At 46.2% G+C, this 21,490-nt stretch carries 12 protein-coding genes and 1 pseudogene; 7 read left to right on the forward strand and 6 right to left on the reverse strand.

The features are described 5' to 3' along the window. Positions 1-140: 140 nt before the first annotated feature. The 4 genes and pseudogenes from iscB (at position 141) to JGK22_RS17870 (ending at position 3,292) form a co-directional block, all read left to right on the forward strand. The gene (iscB, locus tag JGK22_RS17855) at positions 141-1,439 is read left to right on the forward strand and encodes an RNA-guided endonuclease IscB (protein WP_293270809.1); all 1,299 of its coding nucleotides are present in this window, start codon (positions 141-143) and stop codon (positions 1,437-1,439) included. A 63-nt stretch (positions 1,440-1,502) separates the two neighbouring features. Next, positions 1,503-1,802: pseudogene (locus JGK22_RS17860) on the forward strand (peroxiredoxin); the annotation flags it as partial. 69 nt (positions 1,803-1,871) lie between these two features. Beyond that, positions 1,872-2,327, forward strand: coding sequence for an NUDIX hydrolase (locus JGK22_RS17865; protein ID WP_293185753.1), 456 nt, complete (start codon positions 1,872-1,874; stop codon positions 2,325-2,327). Positions 2,328-2,485: 158 nt separating this feature from the next. Beyond that, positions 2,486-3,292 carry an alpha/beta hydrolase gene (locus JGK22_RS17870; protein ID WP_293185754.1) on the forward strand — a complete coding sequence of 269 codons (807 nt, stop codon included), beginning with the start codon at positions 2,486-2,488 and terminating at the stop codon, positions 3,290-3,292. A 398-nt stretch (positions 3,293-3,690) separates the two neighbouring features. On the opposite strand, the gene JGK22_RS17875 is transcribed toward JGK22_RS17870, so the two are convergent. Further along, positions 3,691-4,590 (reverse strand): pantothenate kinase, encoded by a 900-nt coding sequence (locus JGK22_RS17875; RefSeq protein WP_293185755.1) that lies wholly within the window; start codon positions 4,588-4,590, stop codon positions 3,691-3,693. A 318-nt stretch (positions 4,591-4,908) separates the two neighbouring features. On the opposite strand from JGK22_RS17875, the gene JGK22_RS17880 reads away from it, so the two are divergent. From JGK22_RS17880 to JGK22_RS17890, 3 genes are all read left to right on the forward strand, one after another. Next, on the forward strand, positions 4,909-7,005 hold the full coding sequence (locus JGK22_RS17880; RefSeq protein WP_293313332.1) for a GAF domain-containing protein: 2,097 nt from the start codon (positions 4,909-4,911) through the stop codon (positions 7,003-7,005). 414 nt (positions 7,006-7,419) lie between these two features. Further along, positions 7,420-9,147 carry a diflavin flavoprotein gene (locus tag JGK22_RS17885; protein ID WP_293313334.1) on the forward strand — a complete coding sequence of 576 codons (1,728 nt, stop codon included), beginning with the start codon at positions 7,420-7,422 and terminating at the stop codon, positions 9,145-9,147. A 348-nt stretch (positions 9,148-9,495) separates the two neighbouring features. Beyond that, positions 9,496-11,241, forward strand: a complete 1,746-nt coding sequence (locus JGK22_RS17890) for a diflavin flavoprotein (RefSeq protein ID WP_293185760.1) — start codon at positions 9,496-9,498, stop codon at positions 11,239-11,241. Between the two features lie 158 nt (positions 11,242-11,399). Here JGK22_RS17890 and JGK22_RS17895 read toward each other — a convergent pair whose 3' ends face one another. From JGK22_RS17895 to JGK22_RS17915, 5 genes are all read right to left on the reverse strand, one after another. Continuing rightward, entirely contained in the window at positions 11,400-12,851 is a 1,452-nt protein-coding gene (locus JGK22_RS17895; RefSeq protein ID WP_293185761.1) for a methyl-accepting chemotaxis protein, read from the reverse strand. A 635-nt stretch (positions 12,852-13,486) separates the two neighbouring features. Next, complete coding sequence (gene pgsA / locus JGK22_RS17900) at positions 13,487-14,005, reverse strand: CDP-diacylglycerol--glycerol-3-phosphate 3-phosphatidyltransferase (RefSeq protein WP_293185762.1); 519 nt, start codon at positions 14,003-14,005, stop codon at positions 13,487-13,489. A gap of 428 nt (positions 14,006-14,433) precedes the next feature. Next, positions 14,434-15,144 (reverse strand): sugar transferase, encoded by a 711-nt coding sequence (locus JGK22_RS17905; protein ID WP_293185763.1) that lies wholly within the window; start codon positions 15,142-15,144, stop codon positions 14,434-14,436. A gap of 274 nt (positions 15,145-15,418) precedes the next feature. Next, complete coding sequence (locus tag JGK22_RS17910; protein WP_293313336.1) at positions 15,419-19,744, reverse strand: hypothetical protein; 4,326 nt, start codon at positions 19,742-19,744, stop codon at positions 15,419-15,421. Positions 19,745-19,966: 222 nt separating this feature from the next. After that, the gene (locus JGK22_RS17915) at positions 19,967-21,139 is read right to left on the reverse strand and encodes an RNA-guided endonuclease TnpB family protein (protein WP_293206648.1); all 1,173 of its coding nucleotides are present in this window, start codon (positions 21,137-21,139) and stop codon (positions 19,967-19,969) included. Positions 21,140-21,490 lie beyond the last annotated feature (351 nt).

Here is a 21,490-nt window from a genome sequence, read left to right on the forward strand (position 1 = left end):
CAAAACCCCAATAGAATTCGCTAGTTCTAAGCGGTTTGGCAAATAGAACATTGCCTAGTTTTTGAAGGTGAAACACTATTGCCAGTGACAAGTCTCAGGAGCATTTTCAAAGCAAACATCACCCGAAAGGCGAAGCAGAAATGCAACCAACCAAACAACAGAACTGGGTATTTCAAATCAACGGAGACAAGCAACCGTTAGATATGATTAACCCCGGCAGATGCCGAGAATTACAAAATCGTGGGAAGCTTGCCAGTTTTCGCAGATTCCCTTATGTCGTAATCCAGCAACAAACTATCGAAAATCCCCAAACAAAGGAATACATCCTCAAGATTGACCCAGGTAGTCAGTGGACAGGGTTTGCCATTCAATGTGGTAATGATATCTTGTTTCGAGCAGAACTAAATCACCGAGGAGAAGCAATCAAATTCGATTTAGTTAAACGGGCAGGGTTTAGACGTGGAAGACGTTCGCGCAATTTACGCTATCGCAAGAAACGATTGAATCGTGCCAAGCCAGAGGGTTGGTTAGCTCCATCAATTCGACACAGAGTGCTAACAGTTGAAACTTGGATTAAACGCTTTATGCGGTATTGTCCAATTGCCTGGATCGAAATTGAACAAATTCGGTTTGATACCCAAAAGTTAGCTAATCCAGAAATAGATGGAGTTGAATACCAACAAGGTGAATTACAAGGATACGAAGTGCGTGAATACTTGTTGCAAAAGTGGGGTAGAAAATGCGCTTACTGTGGCACAGAAAACGTACCGCTAGAAGTTGAGCATATTCAATCTAAGTCGAAAGGGGGGAGTAGCCGCATTGGAAATCTAACTCTAGCTTGTCATGTCTGTAATGTCAAAAAAGGTAACTTGGACGTTCGCGATTTCTTGGCAAAATCACCTGACATTTTGAATCAAGTTTTAGAGAATTCCACAAAACCGTTAAAAGATGCGGCTGCGGTCAATTCAACCAGATACGCAATAGTGAAAATGGCTAAATCTATTTGCGAGAACGTGAAATGCTCCTCAGGTGCAAGAACGAAAATGAACCGAGTGCGTCAAGGTCTTGAAAAAACTCACAGCCTTGATGCTGCTTGTGTTGGCGAGTCTGGGGCAAGCATTCGAGTTCTCACCGATCGACCTCTATTGATTACCTGTAAAGGTCATGGCAGCCGCCAATCCATTCGAGTTAATGCTTCTGGATTTCCGGCAGTGAAAAACGCTAAAACTGTTTTTACTCACATTGCAGCAGGTGATGTAGTCAGGTTTACTATCGGCAAAGACCGGAAAAAAGCTCAAGCTGGAACTTATACGGCAAGAGTTAAAACACCTACTCCAAAAGGGTTTGAGGTTTTGATCGATGGCGCAAGAATAAGTCTCTCAACCATGAGCAATGTAGTTTTCGTACATAGGAGTGACGGCTATGGCTATGAGCTTTAATTTGCTCCCGTTGACTCGGAATTACTCCAATAAAACGATTTCTAGCGATCGGACTACGAGTCGCGAAATATTGCAGTGATCGGTGTCAGTACAGACGGGGCAAAATCTCACACCAAGTTTGCAGCTAAATATCAACTGCCTTTTCCCTTGCTGTGCGACTCAAACGCCGAAGTGGCAACCGCCTACGGTTGTTACGGACTCAAAAAATTTATGGGCAAAGAATTTATGGGCATTACTCGATCGACCTTCGCGATCGACCCTAATGGTAGGATTGAAAATGTTTGGCGCAAAGTCAAACCAGAATCTCACGCAGCGGAGATTTTAGGACAGTTGCCGGACATTTTGCCTGAAAGAAGAATATAATAATTCTGACCCCAAATCTGCGAGATAGCAGGTCTAAAATTACTTTCCCCTAAACAAGCTTTTGAGTGTATGCGTAGATTGTGGCAATTTGTACAGACTGTGCTGGGTCTGATTTTTCGACATCCCGTCACTGGTACCGCCGTGATTCCTGTGTTACCTGACGGGCGAATAGTGTTAATTCGACGCCGCGACAACGGTCGCTGGGCACTTCCGGGAGGTATGGTGGATTGGGGAGAGGATATTCCGACAACAGTGCGCCGAGAATTGGCGGAGGAAACAGGACTCGATTTAGTCAAAATTCGTCGCTTGGTGGGCGTTTATTCGGCTGCCGATCGAGATCCTCGCTTGCACTCGATTTGTATCGTGGTGGAAGCAGAGGTGCAGGGCAAGATGCAAGTTCAGGATTCGCTTGAAATCAGCGAGGTGGAGGCTTTTTTGCCGACTGCGCTGCCGGAAGACCAGCTTAGCCATGATAATGGCGAACACTTGCAGAACTATTTTCAAGGCCTGACAACTTTAGCGTAAATTCTCAGGGCATCTACATTTGAGCAACGTTGGGAATTACCTCACCTTAACAAGCTACCTTTTATTAGTAGGGAATTAATTTTTAATGTTTCCATGCTTTAATTTATGATATCTGAACATTAATTTAATAATCTTTTTATTGCTGAATATTAAACCGGATGTACTCACCGTTACGCAATTCTCGGGTCAAACTCTCTTTAGGACACATTTTCTGGCGCGAAGTCGGCAGAGGCCCAAATTTAGTATTTTTGCATGGTTCTTGGGGCGACGGCAGTCAGTGGCTGCGGACGATCGAGCTTTTGAGCCCGGACTTCCAATGCTTCGCACCAGATTTGCTGGGCTTTGGCGACTCGGAACACCCAAATGTTAATTATTCGATCGATCTGGAAGTAGAATGTCTCGCCCAATACCTCGATGCTTTGAACCTGCAAGAGGTTTATTTAATTGGTGACTCTTTGGGCGGCTGGGTGGCTGCTAGCTACGCCATCAAATATCCCGATCGAGTTCAGGGTTTAGTGTTGTTAGCCCCAGAAGGCGTCAAGGCTGGCAACCAGGGGGGGCGGTGGCAGACGGCTAGCTGGCTGATAGCTCAACCTCCGTTGGCATACTGGTTGTTGCGATCGATCTATCCAATTGCTAAGTTGCTGGGGGGTCAAAAGCAGATTGACAGACTGCTAAACTTGAGACAGCAGTTGATGCAGTCCCCAGTTGCCGTGCAGTTGCTGTTCGGGCGGCGGCGGTCTGAAATTATAGCAGAGTTAGTTGATGAGAATTTGGCCTTGCTGAAAGCGCCTGTTTTGGTTTTGCAAGGTTCTGAAGATACCCCCGCAGCTTTGTCTCTGTGTCAATCCTATGCCGCTCTGGCTCCTAATGCCGAACTGGAATCTGTCAGTCCGGGAGACATCAATTTGCCGCAGGAAGTCCCGGATATTGTTGCTCGCTATATTCGCCAGTTTGCCAAATGAATTGGTCATTGGTACACCTTTAAAAAGGTATGTTGTTGCGCTTGAGCGCTCTTTATATGCAAGAGCGCTTAAGCGCAACAACGTGCCTAATATGCAAGAGCGCTTAAGCGCAACAACGTGCCTAATAAACATTAACCTGCATAATAGAGCCAGTTGCTGCGTTTAACACTGTGTTGATTGAGGCAGATTTTTTCTGTTCTTATTATTCCCATTCCGATTGATTGCAAAGAATTGGTCGCCGTCAACATTTAACAAACTAATATGAATTCAAAAAAAATACAACCGTATGCCCCTGTTCCAAACCTGTACGGAATCAATCATTACCAATTCTTCAACATCAAATCTCAATCAATTGGTCAATCCCCCAATCCCTCAATCTAAAATCTAAAATCTAAAATCTAAAATCCCACGGTTCCCCAAAAAATAGCCTCTGGTGCGTCAATTACCGAGGAAGCCGTATCGGGAAATAGTGCGGTCAGGTATTTCAATAACAAAATGCGATCGCCCCCCGTGACTGCAATTTTGCTATTCGGAAACAACCTCCGCCAATCTTCAATAAAATCCCTAACTCCTGCCACCGCCGCATATACAACCCCGCTTTGAATTGCCCCAGCAGTATCTGTAGCCCAGCGACGCGGCAAATTTTCTGGTAAGCCTACTGAGGGCAATGCAGCGGTTTTTTTCCCTAACGAGGACAACTGCAAACCCAAACCCGGTAAGATGGCACCCCCGACTAAATACCTATTGACATTAGCCCCAGTAAATGTTAGAGCTGTACCAGCATCTATCAGTAAAATTGGCCAACCCAATTGGTTGCCAGCACCCAATAAAGCTAAAGCTCTGTCAATCCCCAGGCTAGGATAGAGTCCCCCGATCGGTAACTGGTCTAAAGTAATAATTCGGACTTCAGGATAACTCTGCCAAATTGCTGTTTGCTGGGGAACTACTGAGGCCAAAACTAAAGGTGGCGGCACTACAGAAAGTGTGTGAGGACTAGACACAGCGGGAGTAGCAGGAAGACAAAGCAGATTTTGAGCTGATATTTGCTCGATCGACCTCATCACCGTTTCCACCAAATATTCCGCTTTTTCTGCCTCACAGAGCCGGGAAACAGCATCAGTTTTGAGATGCTCAGTATCCCATGTTCTCTCCAAAGTTCTGCCCTTAAATAATCCCCAGTGCAACCGCGAATTGCCGATCGCCAAAGCTATTTTAACCAGGCTTTTACCTGTCAATCCAGCGATCGGGTTGTCAGTGCCAGATCCCGGACAAAAATTGTCGGCAATTGAGTTTTTCATGTTCATCGATCGATCGCGCGCAAACATTATCACTAAAGATAGATTTTAGATTAATTTTATTCGCTTAGGGGGACGGTTAACTCTAATTGACATCTGACGAAAAAGATGGCGCGTGCCTCATTAGTATTGTCGGCTCCTTGACCATAATTATTATTTATAAATATTTGTAAAGCAAATAATTGCTATGCTCGGGATATATCATTTATAATGTTTTAATATCGTCCTAAATTCGTGGTAGCGACGATCTGCTGTTGGCGGGGTAAGCAAATGTGTAAACAACCAGAGTCTATCAAAATACTGTACAAGTGCTGAGTAAATATGTCTTTAAAAATACAACAACAAGAAACCCCCTGGCAGAGACTGACTGCGCGGTTGCCTGAATCAGGTAACTGGAATCAAGAAGAAGGTCTTTCGCTGCCGGAAGTAGACCAACAAAAAGCCATCATCGTGCAGATGCAGCAGCAAGTTCAGCTATCAAACTTGCTCAACGAAATTAATAACGAAATTCGCAGCACCCTTGATATAGAACAGATTTTAACATCGGCGTGCCGATTGCTGGGGCAAGCGCTACAGTGCAGCCGCGCGAGTATTTTAGTCAAAGAATCCAATACAGAAAAAACGTTGGTCACGCGGGGAGAGTACAACGCGGGAGACTATCCCATACAACTGGGGATGAAAGTACCGATTACTGACAACCCGCACTTGGCCGCAGTCGTGTCTGGACAAGAGTCGCTAGCATTGACGAAGTTTCTGGATTTTCCGGGGTTAAATGCACAAACCCGAAAAATTGCCGAGACTTTGGAAATTAAGTCAATGCTGGCAGTCGCTACTCGCTATCAAGGTGAAGTGAATGGCATAATTGGCTTGCATCAGTGCGATCGCGAACGGGAATGGACTGATTGGGAACGGCAACTGTTAGAAGGGGTAGCATCGCAATTGGCGATCGCGATCAATCAAGCCAAACTCTACAGCAAAACCCGCCGTCAAGCCGAACGAGAATCTCTGCTGCGACTGATTGGCAACCAAATTCGCAGTACCCTGGATCTGGGAACTATCCTGCAAACAGCGGTGAGAGAAGTCCGCCAATGGTTGCAGTGCGATCGGGTAATTATCTACCAGTTTGAAGATAACTGGCAAGGAAAAGTTGTCGTTGAAGATATGACAGTTCCTTGGCCTTCTATTCTAGGAGATATGGGGGAAGATAAGTGTTTTAGGGGAAATTACGCCGATCTTTACCAGCAAGGGCGAGTCAAAGCAATTAATGATATTTTTAATGCCGGTTTAGAGCCTTGTCACGTTGATTTCTTAGACAGCTTGCAGGTAAAAGCTAATCTGATCGTACCCATTGTTACATCCGGTAGCGAAGAAAATTTACTCGCTACAGCCGGAAGTCCTGTAAAATTTCCCGGTAAACTGTGGGGTTTGCTGATTGCTCACGAGTGCGGCGATACGCGAAATTGGCAGCGCCAAGAAATGGAGTTGCTGTCGCAGCTAGCCGACCAAATGGCGATCGCGATTCAGCAAGCAGAACTTTACAGCCAAGTCCGAGAAGCTGCGGTCAAATCTCAAGCTCAAACCCAGCAATTGCAAGCCGCAATGCAAGAATTGCGATCGACTCAACAGCAATTGATTCAAACCGAAAAAATGTCTGGATTGGGGCAAATGGTGGCGGGAATTGCTCACGAAATTAACAACGCCAACAATTTTATCCACGCTAACTTGTTTCACGCTCAAGAATATTTTAAAGTCTTGAACGAAGCTATAGAATTGTGCGGAAATGCCTGCCCAGAAGCAGCGGAGGCAATTGTCAGAATCAATGAAGAACTAGAACTCGATTACGTTCGAGATGACTTTGGCAAACTGCTCAATTCGATGCGGGAAGGCAGCAGCAGGATTAGAGCGATCGTGATGACGCTGCGAAATTTTTCTCGCTTAGATCACGCAGAATTTAAAGCTGTGGATTTGCATGAAGGTTTGGAAAGCAGTTTATTGATGCTGCAAAATAAACTAAAATCAAATATAAAAATTGACAAGCAATACGGAAATCTGCCGCCAGTCAAATGTCATGCCGGTCAAATCAACCAAGTATTTTATAATTTGATTGACAATGCCTTAGATGCGATCGCCTGGGCCGACAAACCGGGAGAATTAACGATCCGCAGTTGGCAAAGCGAGCCGGACTGGGTAACAATCTCTGTGCGCGATACAGGAAGTGGCATTCCGGCGCACATTCAAGACAAGATTTTTGACCCGTTTTTTACGACTAAACCTGTAGGAAAAGGTACTGGTTTGGGGCTTTCAGTGTGCTATCAGGTAATTGTACAAGCTCACGGCGGGCGGATTCGGTGCGTCAGTCAGGTTGGTGAAGGCACTGAGTTGATTGTGGAGTTACCACTTACTAATCAGAAGGGATAAGATTTGTCATATTATTTCCTCCGAGAACTCCCACAATAAAATTCGATCGTTGGCCCCAACGTAACAACACTTCGGAGAGTTTCAGGGCCGCCCTATGAGCGGCTAGAAACCCGGTTTCTACGAGTTTTTTGTTGGGAACGAGAAATATACGAAGAAACCGGGTTTCTGAGGTCGCGGGTGCGTGTATTTTTTTTTAGCTCGCTCGGCAAAATCATAATTTTGTCAAGACCCGATCGGTAGATTTGTGCAAAAACTGGCGTGAAGCGAATCTATCGGGTAGGGAATCGCCCGCTGCACACATTAATAACTTTGAAGTTACTTAACAGCGTCATAAGAAATTTTATGAAGATTTACAAAAGAAACGTGTCAGAATGGAAACAATAAGGTAATGGATAACAGACAAGGAGGCAGAGTATGGTAGCCCTGACTGAACGAGTCCAACGCAGATTGACGGTGGAAAAGGTCGAAATTGCCTCTGATACAACGGCAATTCGATGCCTGGACTGGGATAGAGACCGCTTTGACATAGAATTCGGGCTCAAAAACGGTACAACTTACAACTCTTTCATCATTCGCGGCGAAAAAACAGCCCTCGTAGATACCTCGCACGAGAAGTTTCGCCAGCAATATATGGACACTCTGACGGGGGAAATCGACCCGAAAGAGATTGATTATCTAATTATCAGCCACACTGAACCAGACCACAGCGGTTTGGTGAAAGATGTGCTGGCTTTGGCACCCCAGGCGATTGTCGTGGGGGCGAAGGTAGCAATTCAATTTTTAGAAAACCTGATACACCAGCCATTTGAGCGACTTGTAGTCAAAAATGGGGACAAACTAGATTTAGGAAACGGCCACGTTATCGAATTTGTGTCGGCGCCGAATTTGCACTGGCCTGATACTATTTTCAGCTACGACAGCAAAACTCAGGTGATGTTCACCTGCGATGCTTTCGGGATGCACTACTGTTCTGACAGTACCTATGATGAGGATTTAGCGGCGGTTGAGGAGGATTATCACTTTTATTATGAGTGTTTGATGGCTCCAAATGCTCGATCGGTACTGAGTGCAATGAAGCGGATGGCCGAGTTGGGAGAAATCGGTACGGTGGCAACCGGTCACGGGCCGCTGCTCAGGTACAATGTGGTGGAACTTACCGGACGTTACAAAAAGTGGAGCCAAGAACAAGCTAAGGCAGAAACCACTGTAGCGGTATTTTACACTTCTGATTACGGATTTAGCGATCGCCTCGCCCAAGCCATTGCCCACGGGATTACCAAAACCGGTGTCGCCGTAGAAATGATGGACTTGAAAACCGCCGAATTGCAGGAAGTGCGGGAACTTGTCGGTAGCGCTGCGGGGATTGTGATTTGTTCGCCACCGAGTAATGGCGCTGCTGCGGAGAATGCCGAAGCTGCTATTAACACAATTTTAGTTGCAGCTAACAACAAACAATCCTTCGGTTTGTGCGAATCCGGCGGTGGCGATGACGCATCGATTTATCCGCTGCGAAACAAGTTCAAAGAGTTGGGTTTGAAAGAAGCATTTCCCAACATTTTGATTAAAGAAGCGCCGACGGAAGCGATTTATCAAGTTTGCGACGAAGCCGGTACCGACTTGGGACAGTGGCTGTCGCGGGACAAGGCTGTCAAACAGATGAAATCCCTGGATAGCGATGTTGATAAAGCTTTGGGACGCATCAGCGGCGGATTGTACATTATTACTGCTCAAAAAGGCGAGGTTAGCAGTGCGATGTTGGCTTCTTGGGTGACGCAAGCCAGCTTTAAACCGCTGGGTTTAACTATAGCAGTTGCGAAGGATCGGGCGATCGAATCGATGATGCACGCGGGTGATAAGTTTGTACTCAACGTGCTGGAAGAAGGCAATTATCAAAGCTTGATGAAGCACTTTTTGAAGCGTTTTGCCCCAGGTGCCGATCGATTTGCCGGAGTTAAAACTCAACCTGCTACCAACGGTTCTCCGATTTTGACCGATGCTTTGGCCTACATGGAATGCGAAGTGGTCAGCAGGATGGAACTTTCGGATCATCATATCGTATATGCTACGGTCGATAGCGGCCGCGTCTCCAATCCCGAAGCACTGCCGGCAGTTCACCACCGCAAAGTCGGCAATCACTATTAGTCAGTTGACAGTTGACAGTTGACAGTTGACAGTTGACGGTTGTCAGTTGTCAGTTGACTGTTGAGTGTTGTCAAAAGCAAGAGAGAAATTAAACCCTCGAGTTTTTTGTCTTTCTTGTCTGAGTCAACACACTCCAAAGGTATTAGTAAGGTGCGTCAGCCGAAGTTTTATTCGAGTTAATCATCAACTATCTGCTGACGCACCCTACATTTAAACACAGGACGATGCTACTGTATTTCTTCCTTTCTCCCTCTGCGTCCTCTGCGTCCTCTGCGGTTAATAAAAAAAATCTCATTCACAAAATCAACAGTTTCCCCCTTGCAAACTTAATATAGATAGGTGCAATTAATGACTAATACTTTGACTCCTAGACTCGCATCTAATACCAAACCCCGCGACGTGCAGTTTGTCCCAATTGCCACAGATACCGCAGCAGTGCGATCGCGCACTTGGGACAGACTAAAATTTGAAGTAGAATATTCCCTGCAAAGGGGGACAACAGCCAACAGCTATCTCATTCAAGCTGACAAAACTGCTTTGTTCGACCCGCCGGGAGAATCTTTCACCCAAAATTATCTGGAATCTTTGCAGAAACGGGTGGACTTGAAAATGCTGGATTACATAATTTTGGGGCATTTCAATGCTAACAGATCCGTCACGATCAAAGCTTTGTTAGAATTGGCTCCACAAGTAGCTTTTGTTTGTACGAATCCGGCGGCTATTGGTTTGCGATCGGCTTTTCCCGAACAAGAGTTAAACATTATGATCGTTCGGGGTGAAGAAACTCTTGATTTAGGTAAAGGTCACAAATTAAAATTCCTGGCGACTCCGACTCCGCGCTGGCCTGATGAACTTTGCACCTACGATCCGCAAACTCGAATCGTGTTCACTGACAAATTTTTTGGTTCTCACGTTTGCGGCGATCAAGTATTTGATGAAGGCTGGAGCGTTTACAGCGAAGATCGGCGCTATTATTACGATTCCCTGCACGCATCTCAGGCGAAACAAGTGCTGACAGCAATGGATAAATTAGCTGATTTGCCAACAGCATTTTACGCTCCCGGTCACGGGCCGATCGTCCGTTACGGCCTCCACGAATTGAGCAATTTGTATCGGGAATGGAGCCAACAACAAAATTCAAAAGACTTGACAGTTGCTTTGATTTATGCTTCGGCTTACGGCAATACTGCTACTTTGGCGCAGGCGATCGCCAAAGGGATTACGAAGGCCGGTGTTGCTGTAGAAAGCATCAATTGCGAATTTGCCGAACCGGGAGAAATTCAAGAGGCGATCGAGAAATGTGCCGGATTTATCATCGGTACTCCGACGCTAGCCGGACACGCACCGACGCAAATTCAAACGGCTTTGGGAATTGTGTTGTCTACAGCAACTAAAAGCAAATTAGCGGGGGTTTTCGGTTCTTTTGGCTGGAGTGGCGAGGCGATCGACTTAGTGGAAGGAAAATTAAAAGATGCTGGCTATCGGATTGGATTTGAGCCGATTCGAGCCAAGTTTAAGCCGACGGCTGCGACGATTCACGAGTGCAAAGAAGCGGGAACGGATTTTGCTCAAGCCTTGATTAAGTCGCAAAAATTGCGGGCGCCGAAACCGCAGTTGACTGGTGGGAGCGATCGCACGGAACAAGCTGTAGGAAGATTGGTAGGTTCCCTGTGTGTACTGTCGGCGCGGCGCGGGGATGTCACGAGTGCGATGTTGGCTTCGTGGGTGTCGCAAGCCACGTTTAGCCCTCCGGGTTTGACGATTGCGGTGGCTAAAGATCGATCGATCGAAGCTTTGATGTACGCCGGAGATAAATTTGTGCTCAACATCTTAGCAGAAGGGCGACAGTTGCGGAAGTATTTCATGAAAAACTTTGCTCCGGGAGAAGACAGATTTGCCGGAGTTGAAACAACAGAAGCTAGCAACGGCTGTCCAGTTTTGACTGATGCTTTAGCTTATCTCGAATGCGAAGTGATCGGTCGGATGGAATGCGGGGATCACTGGGTGGTTTATGCGGCGGTTGAAAGCGGTCATTTGTTGAAAAATGACGGGGTGACAGCCGTGCACTACCGGAAATCGGGGAGTCATTATTAAGCTGCATAGGTACGTTGTTGCGCTTCAGCGCGCTCTTTCCTAAGATCCGGAAAGAGCGCTGAAGCGCAACAACATACCTTAGCCAGCCTTTTGGTAGTTTTATATATGCTATCCTGACAATTAAACCGCACCTTACAGCTTTTTACTTCTTCCTTCTACTAAGCCATTTTATTTAGTTCTGCTGCGGTTTGGTTGAGCAGTTCCGTACAAACTTTAACTTGAGCAATGCTAGTAGCAGTTTCTGTTGCTCCTAAATTAACATGGTTCATTGCTGCGAGCACTTGTTCAATTGCGATCGCCTGTTGGTTAGCATTTAGAGCAATTTGTTGATTGTTCAAAAATACCTTGTCTATCGCCTCTGCTACACCAGCAAAAATTTCTGTTGTCCCCCTAGCTTGTGTAATTCCTTGTGCTGCGGTTTTTGAACCTTCATCCGTTACCATCACCGTGTAGCCGATCGCAACTTGAATTTCTTTAGCTAGAACATTAATTTTATCGGCTGATTGTTTACTTTCATCAGCTAGTCGCCGAATTTCTGTCGCGACAACAGCAAAACCCTTGCCGTTTTCCCCAGCACGGACTGCTTCCACAGCAGCATTAAGAGCTAACATATTTGTTTGGTTAGCGAGATCGGCTACCAGGTCAGAAATCCCACTAATTTTAACAGTATTTTCGTTCAAGTATGTAATCTGTTTGGCGATCGCGTCTACTTTTTCTTGCAGAGTTACTATTCCCTTCATCGTCTTTTCTACAGATTGATTTCCAGACTCAGCTAGGGTTAGTGCTTGATGCGACGAGACTGCCGATGCTTCTGCTTGCTTGGCCGACAAAGACGATGCAACACTTAACTCGTTCATCGTCGCAGTAGTTTGATTCACAGCATTAGCTTGCTGAGATATCGTGTATTCTTGTCGCTCGACTGCGGCAGTAATTTCCATGGAAGAAGAAGCAATCTTCTTGACAGATTGCACTATGGGGTTAACAATATCGCGGCTGACGATCGCAGTCAAGATTACTGCGGACAACAAAGCAAAACTCAGAGTACAGACTAGCAAAACTGTCAAACCCTGAATATTGGCTTCAATTTCCTGATGTTTTGTTTCGCCAACTTTTCGCTGGAGTTGGATTAGTTCTGAAAAAGCCTCAACTGTTTCGGCACCAAAAGGAGTTGTCGTAGCTGCGCGATACTCTGCTGCTTCCTTAAGTTTACCTGCTTGCTGCAACTCAAACCACTTAGGTCTGGCCGCAATATACCTGTGATAAGCATCTTGCAGCTTATGGAAAGCAACTTGCTCTTCTGCGGTGAGTTCGCCTTTGGCATATTCTCGCAGGTTATCGTCAATTATTTTGTATAATTGTGGCTCTTCGGTCAAAATGTCCGATCGCTTGGATGGTAAAACTAGAAACTGTGGGAAGCCGTAACGCAGCTTCCACAAAGCTGACTCTGAGTTGGCTAGAGCCACCGTCCCCTTAACTTGATATGCGTACATTTTCTCCGCATCTTGTGCTAATTCAACAGTATTCCGCCAACCCACAAATCCGACTACTGCGAGTAAAGCCGTCAAAGCTCCAAAGCTAGCCAACAATTTAGCCCGAATTCCTAAGTTCATTATTTTTGCTAATTTGCAATAGAGTATTTCCTAGCAGCGCTATTAATAGCAGTTATGGACGCACCAACATTCAATAGACTTGCATGGCATTCATTAGCTCGCTTTTCTTTGAACGATCTGCGTTCATCTGCGTCGATCTGCCTTACATCTGCGGTTGACTGATATGTTAACCGCAGATACAATTCCAGTCTAGTCAACTACTGTTTCAATTGTGGCGATCGCAATCCAGGATATTTTTGGGTCAATTATGGACGCAAGAACGCCACAGATTGGCTCTTCCCACATTGGGCGCCCTCGGTTTTTACTTGTTTTTATAGAGCTATTAAGCTATAAATTATACTTTTATACCGCGTGTTAAGTAATGAAAAACTTTTTTAAAGGCATAATTTATTACTGTAAGGATGGATTATTCTCAGTAATTATACTGTGTGAGCCTATTCCTAAGCGGGTGCGGAATGTGCGATCTCAAGCATGGCAATTTGCCATACCACAAAGTGCTTGTATAGCAGATTAGTGCATCCAGAATTCTTCGTCAAAAACGTTTTTGTGTACATTCCAGCAAAGTTCGATCGCCCGTTGCGACCTTAGCTAGCTAGAATATCCAATTTGTATTCAAACCAATAACTTGCTCATCCTTACTTTTCCTCAGCAGTCTTGGACGGCCAGAGATAGATAGCGCCAGAAATTAAAGTTAAACCCACAGAAACCCAAAACGCAATTAATGCCGGAACGTTCCAGTCTTCGGAGAGGGGAGCGATTAAAAGTGCGATCGCCACAATCTGACTCACCGTCTTCAACTTGCCCCAAATATTAGCTCCCGAAATCGTAGTTTTATTAACACGCCACCCCGCAATTGTCAACTCCCGCCCCAAAATTAAAAACACTGCCCAAGCCGGGACTTTACCCAACTCAATCAATACTAAAAGCGGTGCGAGTACCAACAATTTATCCACCAAAGGGTCGAGAAACTTACCCAAATCGGTAATTTGGTTCAGCTTTCTAGCCAAATACCCGTCCAGCCAATCAGTAGCCGCCGCTACCACAAAAATCGCGGTACAAATCCAACGGCTTTGCGCGCTTGGGTCGTACAAACCGTAGAGCAGAAACGGCACTCCCAATAAGCGAGAAAAAGTAATCAAATTAGGCAAATTCATAAGACAGTTAATAGTTGACAGTTGACAGTTGACAGTTGACAGTTGACAGCTTGTCCGAAGAACGCAGTCGAAGAGTTGACAGTTGACAGCCTGCCCCCCGATCGCAGTCGAAGAGGGAGCATCTCAGTTTTGCAAGAAGCATTTTTTATGGTAGTGCGAGCGTCCCCGCTCGCACTGTAAATGCAAAACTGAGATGCCCCCGATCGCAGTCGAAGAGAGCTGGTCGTTGGGCTGACAGTTGACCGAAAGAAGAAAGATGAAGGAATAAAAGAATAGTAAAAAAATTAAGGGCAAGCTTTTTACAAGCTTGCCCTTAATTTAGCATTTTTTGGTAGCTGTTTAACTTTGAGCAAAACAGCTTTTAACTTAATATTCATCTAATCGAAGCTCACAAAAAACAACCCAAAACAACCGATCGACTAAATCAATTAACACGCACCGTGTTTATTCAATACAACCCAAATAGTTTTGCAAATCAGGCTGATGTCGTAGACAACAGACCACTTGCGCTGATAGTCTAGATCCATGTGCACAATATCGTCAAAGTCTTTAACTCCAGAGCGTCCGTTGACTTGCCACTCCCCAGTCAGACCGGGTTTGACATTTAAACGCTGCCAGTGAAAGTCCTCGTAGCCTGCGACCTCATCGGGAGTTGGCGGTCGAGTTCCCACCAAACTCATGTCCCCGACTAGCACGTTCCAGAATTGAGGCAACTCGTCCAAGCTCGTGCACCGCAAAAAGCGACCGATGGGGGTAATTCGCGGGTCATTATCATTCTTGAAAATGTGACCCTTGGCTTGGTTGGTAACTAGGTGTTTGAGATTTTCTGCACCTACAACCATCGATCGAAATTTCCAGATTCTGAAATGCCGTCCTTTGAAGCCACAGCGAACCTGACTGTACAGCAGCGGGCCCCGACTGTCCAAAAGCATCACTAGCGCTACCGGCACGGCTAACGCCACAGCAATTGCCAGTCCTAACAACGAGCCCAAAATATCGATCGACCGCTTGACCTTACTTGTTACGGATCGGTGAAGGGGCTGTTTTGATACACAAACTCTGTAAGTAGGTTTCGGGATAAATAAGGAAAGCATTTCTGATAATACTGATAATTTAGAAGCACCCATCACTAATTTCATCTGATTTGTCTCAAGATTTAACTAGAACTCACGTCTATCTTATGAGACTCTCCCCATCTGAAGAAGATGAACTCCTTGGCTTTGCACAATCTTTAAAAAGCTGCAACACTTTTATAAAGTTTCTGTATATTTCATTTATAAAAATATAAATATTCCGTAAAATCAAGTACATTTACTGAAAAAACTGAGTTTTTGTGCTCAAAAACCCGGTTTCTACGGAGAATATTTGGGGAAGACAAAAAAGATTCCACTGAGAAAACCGGTTTTTTGCAGTTTACCGATCGATATCCGTGCGAATATCCCAAGCAATTGTTAGTGGCTCTAACAATTTTTGCTGGCTGCTAGAGGCAAGGAGGCCTAAATATTCGCGAACAACAGAGGCGTGTTCCACATTCAAACGATAACCCCGCGAGACATCTTCAAAGAAAAGGGGCTCGGCCAAAATTGCGTGCCAATCCGGATTTTGCCTCGACTCCTCGGCTAGCAGCATGAAATCTTCCTCCTCCGGCAAAAGCCCCGCCGGCAATCTTCCTTCCAAAATCCGCAGAATTCGGGGCTCGCAGGTGCGGGTGTTCACGCCCTGGCGTTCGAGCAACTGCAAAATTTCCTCAAAGCTCAGAGTTTTTCTGCCCAAAATCTGCATTAATTCCCACAGCAGAAAAAAGTCGCTGTACTGTTGCTGTCGCACATCCAAAATTTGAGGATAGAGAGCTAAACTTGCCAACCCGCAGGCAACTTGACCGCTTGTTTTTGAAGAGTTTGTGCTTTGAGATACGGAATTTGAGGCAAAATTGTAAATTTCCGAAATATCTCGATCGCTCTCCAATTCGCGATCTTGAACCACGATCGCATTCGGCAGCTTTTGCCGCAACCATCGGGCGATCGCAGGCCAACCACCCATGCCCCCAGTACAAATCGCCTGATTGATTCGGGCCGGCGACATTCCCGCGCGGCTGAGCAAAGCATTCAATTCACGATTCAACTGCTGTACAAAAGGCACTAAAACCAAACTTTCCAAATCTCGACGCTTCACTTCCCAATGCTGCTGGTCAATATCAAAAGCAAAACTTTCTTGATGTTGCAAAATAACTTTCAAATGCCTTGCCGCCTCTAACAATTGCAGGCCAAAATCTGAACCTTGCAACCGCTGCTGCAATTGATAGCGACTCGGCAAATCTGGATGCCCTGGACGCGGCAAATCGATCGACATTCCCCAAGTTTCATTCTTAGCCAACAACTGACAAATAATATCTTGATCGAAAGCATTGCCAGCCGCATCAAAACTTTGGCAAGTAAAATCAGCACGAGTTAAATTTTGAAGATTTTCCTGCAACTCAACTACAGCTAATTCCACCGTGGCAGCCCCCGCATTCACAATCAAAGTTCCCCCGCTAAAAGAGGAAGCATTGACAGTTAGCGGTGCAGCTTCTGCAAGGGAGCTTTCAATAGTATCCATTGCCGCAGATTGCACTCCTGTGGCATTTTTTATAGGAGTTACAGCAGCAACCAAAGTGGCGATCGCATCGGGAACCACAAAAATTTGCGCGCCCGAAGCCACCAGATCCGCGCCCAAAACAGCCTCCCGCAGGTTAAACCCATAGGCCTGAGACCAGCTTGCTGGAGTCCCCAAAATCACGCCCTGCAAGTCTTGCAGCGCCGCATCCAGAATTTCTGGCGTCAGTCCCGAAGCTTTACAGATTAAATGGGAAATTGGCAATAGAGCAGAATTCGCCTCCGGGCTGGCAGAATCCAAAACTTCCGGCGATGTGCGAAATTTTTTCCCCTGGTGCTTTCGATTCAAAGTAGCCAGCAGCGCCCGCACAGCGTGCAGCGGTAGGGCGATCGACACAGCCAGATCGGATGACCACTGCAACAGCGGTTCGTACATCCCACCAGTTGCCCGCTGATAAGGAATGCCCACCTTTAAAGGCAATTTAAAATTTTGCAATAAAAATTCTCCCGCACGCAAATCCAACTGCGGGGATCCCACTGACTTGACTGTCACCTGCGGGCCGCTGGTGGCGGTTGGGGCTGTTTCCTCGATCGCCGCGACTGAGGGAATCCGAAAGCTCGCGCTGGCTGCGGAAACCTCAGCCTGGGCTGTTTCCCAGTAAATTGGGTGCAACTGGCCGCTGGCGCGATCGAGCAAAGCCGCCGACAGCCCGCTGGAACCAAAATCAAGGCCCAAATACCAGAGAGAATTCGGGCGTTTTTGGGATTGAGAGGATGAAGGGGCGATCGCACCTGGAACAGAATGTAGCGCTGACTCTTGCTGCTGCCCAACAGCAAACTCTCTAGATTCGGTTATCTCCTCAACAACCCCGGCTTTACTCTGTCTGGAAATTAGGTTTTTTTTTTGACTTTTTGGAGGATTTGACGGCAGTTCCTCGGTTTCCGGAGTTTGGGCCACTTCTGGATCGGTATCCTTCAAACTCGCCAAAATCTCGTCTAGCGTCAAATTCGATTCATCTTCACCAGCAAACAAATCATCCTCAAGTTCATCCTCCAAAACAAAGGGTTCATCTTCAGATGAAAGTTCCAACTCATCGGAGAACAAATCCTCCAGCGATCCGAGTTCTTCCTCCGCCGCTTCCGCAAAGGGATTGTCTGCACCGTCGTCAGGGGAACTCCCCAATAAATCCAAGTTGTTAGAAGCACTTGAAGTCGATCGCCTTGGAGCATTATTATCCGAACCCTCGAGATTGTAGAGGTCTGCCTCCAACAGTTCCATCGTACTCACATCCAACTTGAGAGCTCGATCCAGGTCATCTTCTAATGCCTCAACCGGCAGCAAATCCTCCTCCGGCGAAGCTTGGATGTAAACATCGTTGAGCCCTTGGGACGAGCTTCCAAAATCTCCAGTTTGAACATCACGGGCACTGGGTACACGGGTGTTCCTGGGTTGGTTCGAGCTAATTCGATCGCCCGCGCTCGCAGTCGGGGGCCCCTGCTCAGGACGCGGCCCCGGCACAGCAGCAGTGTCGAAATGCTCGCCTAGGTTTTGAGCCATTTCTAGATTTTCTCGATCGTCCAACTCAAGTTGAGGCTCGATCGAACTTAAGGCTGACGGTGCTGAAACTTCAGCTACTGTTGTAACTTGCGGTTCAAATAAATCTTCAGTATCTAAAGTTAGAGCCTCTACAGAATTACCGATTGCAAATTCTGAATCTTCATCTGCTAGAACATCTTCCAGCGATTCGCCTTCATCCAGTAGATTTGCAAACAAATCTTCCGCAGAATTTAGGGGTTCTGTAGTTTCACGCTCTGCCACTGATGGAGATAGTACCGCTTCTGTCGCGGCAGCACTTTCCGTATTTTCGATCGTGAAATCTTCCAGTTCTAATTCTAGTTCTGCGACTGTTTCTCCCGCGAACAAACTAGCGTACAAATCCTCAACATTTTCGTCATTTTCTGCTAAGAAATTTTCCGAATCAGCACCCGAAAAGCGAGTTGGCTGTGGAGGGATTTCCGGTGAAGAACCGAACAAATTATCTTCCAAATCCGGGAGCGAGAGAGGAGTTTCAATGCGATCGCGATCGCGCCTCAACTTTCCGAATTGCGAAGAAATTTCTGTCCCGGCGTAGGGCAATCTGTCTTGTTCTGGGAGTTCGCCACTGCGCTCTTCACTTTCGGCATCGGCTGATGAGTGGATCTTGGTATTTGAGAAGCCGCCAGTAGCAACAGAGCGATCGGATGCGGTTGGGGAACCTGTTTGGACATTTGCCAGGGCGATCGGCTGCTGCACGTAGGAAGAGGCTTCTCGTCCCAACTGTGCGACCAAGTGATTAACAAAAGTCGCGAACATTGCCTCGCTCTGCTGGCTCAAACCATGCATATTTTCAAGTCCTTGGGACAAGGAAGCTTGATAGCTTTGCAGATTTGCTTCCAAAGCCTCGAACACGATACCCATCGTAGAATCGAGCCTCATCAGCAGACTGTCAGCACTAGCTTGGAACCGTTGCATTTGCTCCAATCTCTGAGCCGGTGTTAGCAGCGGGAGTTCTTCTGAGGTTTGTGCGCTGAAAGCCGATTGCTGCGATTGTGCAGCAGTGCTTGGTAATAATTGATTTTCTAGGCTACCAAAAATTTGGGATAAATCGCGATCCAAGGTTTCTTCCAAGCGCCCCGTCAGTACCTGCAAGAATTCAGAAATGATTTGCTGTTGGTTTGCTTGTTGCTGAGCTAGGGATTGTTGTTGCTGCCGTTTTGCTTCTAGCTGTTTGATTTCTTGAATGAGGGCTTGTTGCTCTTGTCGCAGAGCTACTATTTCTTCTTGGAGCGGCCCCGTCAAACCCGATCGCAGGTTGGTGATTTCCTCAGTGACGGCAAGCATAATTTGCTCTGTTGCTGAGGGGCGATCGACCCTCGGGGGCATTTTGGGTACTGGAACTGGTTCCGGGCGGACAGTTGGGCTGGCGGGCCCCTTGCGGGCAGCTACCTTTGACTCTGAGGAAACCAGATAAGTGCGAACTCGCTCTAAAAGTTGGCGCTGGTGGACAGTATCGATCGAACCCGTCCAAGGCAAGCGGGGTGCGGGCTTGCTGAGTACCTCATCAATCTCAGCAATCAGTGCTTGAATTTTATACTTCTGAGAATTCAAGGGCGGAACCTCTGGGAATGCGGCTAGAGAGAAATTTTAATTGAAAAAAGATTGAAATCAGGCGGCAGCTATGCCAATAGATAGAATCATCTGAATGCGAGTCGGTCAATAATTGACTAATATTTGCTGACAACTTTGAATTAACCTTTTGCTTTTGCCTGCTGTTGACTTCTATTGCCTTGACATCCACCCACTTTTTTGATGAGCGGGGATTCCCAATCGTCACCGATCGGGTTTCTGCTTCATAGCACCCGCCCTAACAGACTTGCTCTGTTCGGGTCTTACGGTCGCTCCACAGACTGCAACGGCTAGCCCAGCCGCCAAAATATTTTTTGCAGCGTTAATATCGCGATCGTGGTTTATCCCACACTTAGGACATTCCCATTCTCGAACATTCAACGGCAATTTTTCAACAATGTGACCGCAGTTTCCACAGCGTTTAGAACTAGGAAACCAGCGGTCTATTTTTACAAACTCTCGCCCATACCACTCGCACTTGTAACTTAGTTGGCGAATCAACTCACCCCAACTAGCGTCACTAATAGCAAGAGCTAATTTATGGTTTTTCACCATATTCTTGATAGCTAAATCCTCAACTACAATCGTTTGGTTTTCACGAATAATTTGAGTTGTCAGCTTGTGCAAGAAGTCTTTGCGAATATCGACTATTTGTGAGTGGACTCTAGCCACTTCCAACTGTGCCTTGTATCGATTGTTACTTCCTTTTTGCTTTTTGGCTAGGGCTTTTTGCTTTCTTTTTAATTTTTTGCGAAGTTTTTTGAATTGTTTGGGATTAGCTATCTTGTCGCCATTACTGGTGGTAATCAGGCTAGCGATCCCTACATCCAATCCGATAGTTTTATCGGTTTTAGGAAGCGGTTTAATCGTATAGTCATTTACGAGTATGGAGACATACCAACGTCCAGCGGGTGTTAGTTTTACGGTAACAGTAGACGGGATGCACCCTTCGGGAATTTGCTTGCTCCAGCGAATAGGTAACGGATCGTTACACTTTGCGAGAAACAGTTGGCCATTTTTCCAACGGAAAGCTGATCTAGTAAATTCAGCGCTACCGCCGCTGTGCTTTTTCTTGAAATTAGGATATTTAGCTCGTCCTCCAAAGAAGTTGGTAAAAGCTGTTTGAAGGTGTCTAAGTCCTTGTTGAAGGGGTACACAACTAACTTCGTTCAGGAAATCAAGCTCTTCTTCTTGTTTCCAATTTGTTAGCATTGAGGAGGTTTCTTTGTATCCAACCCTCTCTTGACGCTCATACCAGGCTTCCGTGCGAGCGGCTAAAGCCTTGTTGTACACTAACCGAGTGCAACCCATTGTCCGTCGCAAGATATTTTCTTGCTCGGTGGTTGGGTAGAATCGGTAGCGGTAGGCTTTTTCCATCTTCACATAGTATCAGGTCTTTTGTAAGGCAATCGATTTGTTTTGTATATTTTTGTAAATCCGTTTTATAAGGACGGGGTTTCTACCCATTTTTCTGATGATAGGTTAGGCGGTACTTCCGCATCAAATGCCCGCTTCTGTTGACTGCAAGCGCTCTCCAATTCTGCGGCTGCTTTCCTTGTTTCCGGACACAGACAGGCGATACCCGAAGACGGATAGCAGCGATCGCCCGAACTGCCACTGCCTCACCCATAACCGCTCGTAAAAACATGGACAAAGCTACCCAAAAGTAGTCAATGTTAGACATCTACGTTGGTAATTTTAGTCCACAGTCCTAAAACTACAGGAATA

It is taken from the genome of Microcoleus sp. PH2017_08_TRC_O_A (assembly GCF_020738665.1).
GTDB lineage: Bacteria > Cyanobacteriota > Cyanobacteriia > Cyanobacteriales > Microcoleaceae > Microcoleus.

What these genes read in the sequence shown, in the direction of transcription:
- iscB (WP_293270809.1), top strand. Translation starts at nt 141, where the DNA reads ATGCAACCAACCAAACAACAGAACTGGGTATTTCAAATCAACGGAGAC.
- JGK22_RS17865 (WP_293185753.1), top strand. Translation starts at nt 1,872, where the DNA reads ATGCGTAGATTGTGGCAATTTGTACAGACTGTGCTGGGTCTGATTTTT.
- JGK22_RS17870 (WP_293185754.1), top strand. Translation starts at nt 2,486, where the DNA reads ATGTACTCACCGTTACGCAATTCTCGGGTCAAACTCTCTTTAGGACAC.
- JGK22_RS17875 (WP_293185755.1), bottom strand. Translation starts at nt 4,590, where the DNA reads ATGAAAAACTCAATTGCCGACAATTTTTGTCCGGGATCTGGCACTGAC.
- JGK22_RS17880 (WP_293313332.1), top strand. Translation starts at nt 4,909, where the DNA reads ATGTCTTTAAAAATACAACAACAAGAAACCCCCTGGCAGAGACTGACT.
- JGK22_RS17885 (WP_293313334.1), top strand. Translation starts at nt 7,420, where the DNA reads ATGGTAGCCCTGACTGAACGAGTCCAACGCAGATTGACGGTGGAAAAG.
- JGK22_RS17890 (WP_293185760.1), top strand. Translation starts at nt 9,496, where the DNA reads ATGACTAATACTTTGACTCCTAGACTCGCATCTAATACCAAACCCCGC.
- JGK22_RS17895 (WP_293185761.1), bottom strand. Translation starts at nt 12,851, where the DNA reads ATGAACTTAGGAATTCGGGCTAAATTGTTGGCTAGCTTTGGAGCTTTG.
- pgsA (WP_293185762.1), bottom strand. Translation starts at nt 14,005, where the DNA reads ATGAATTTGCCTAATTTGATTACTTTTTCTCGCTTATTGGGAGTGCCG.
- JGK22_RS17905 (WP_293185763.1), bottom strand. Translation starts at nt 15,144, where the DNA reads ATGAAATTAGTGATGGGTGCTTCTAAATTATCAGTATTATCAGAAATG.
- JGK22_RS17915 (WP_293206648.1), bottom strand. Translation starts at nt 21,139, where the DNA reads ATGGAAAAAGCCTACCGCTACCGATTCTACCCAACCACCGAGCAAGAA.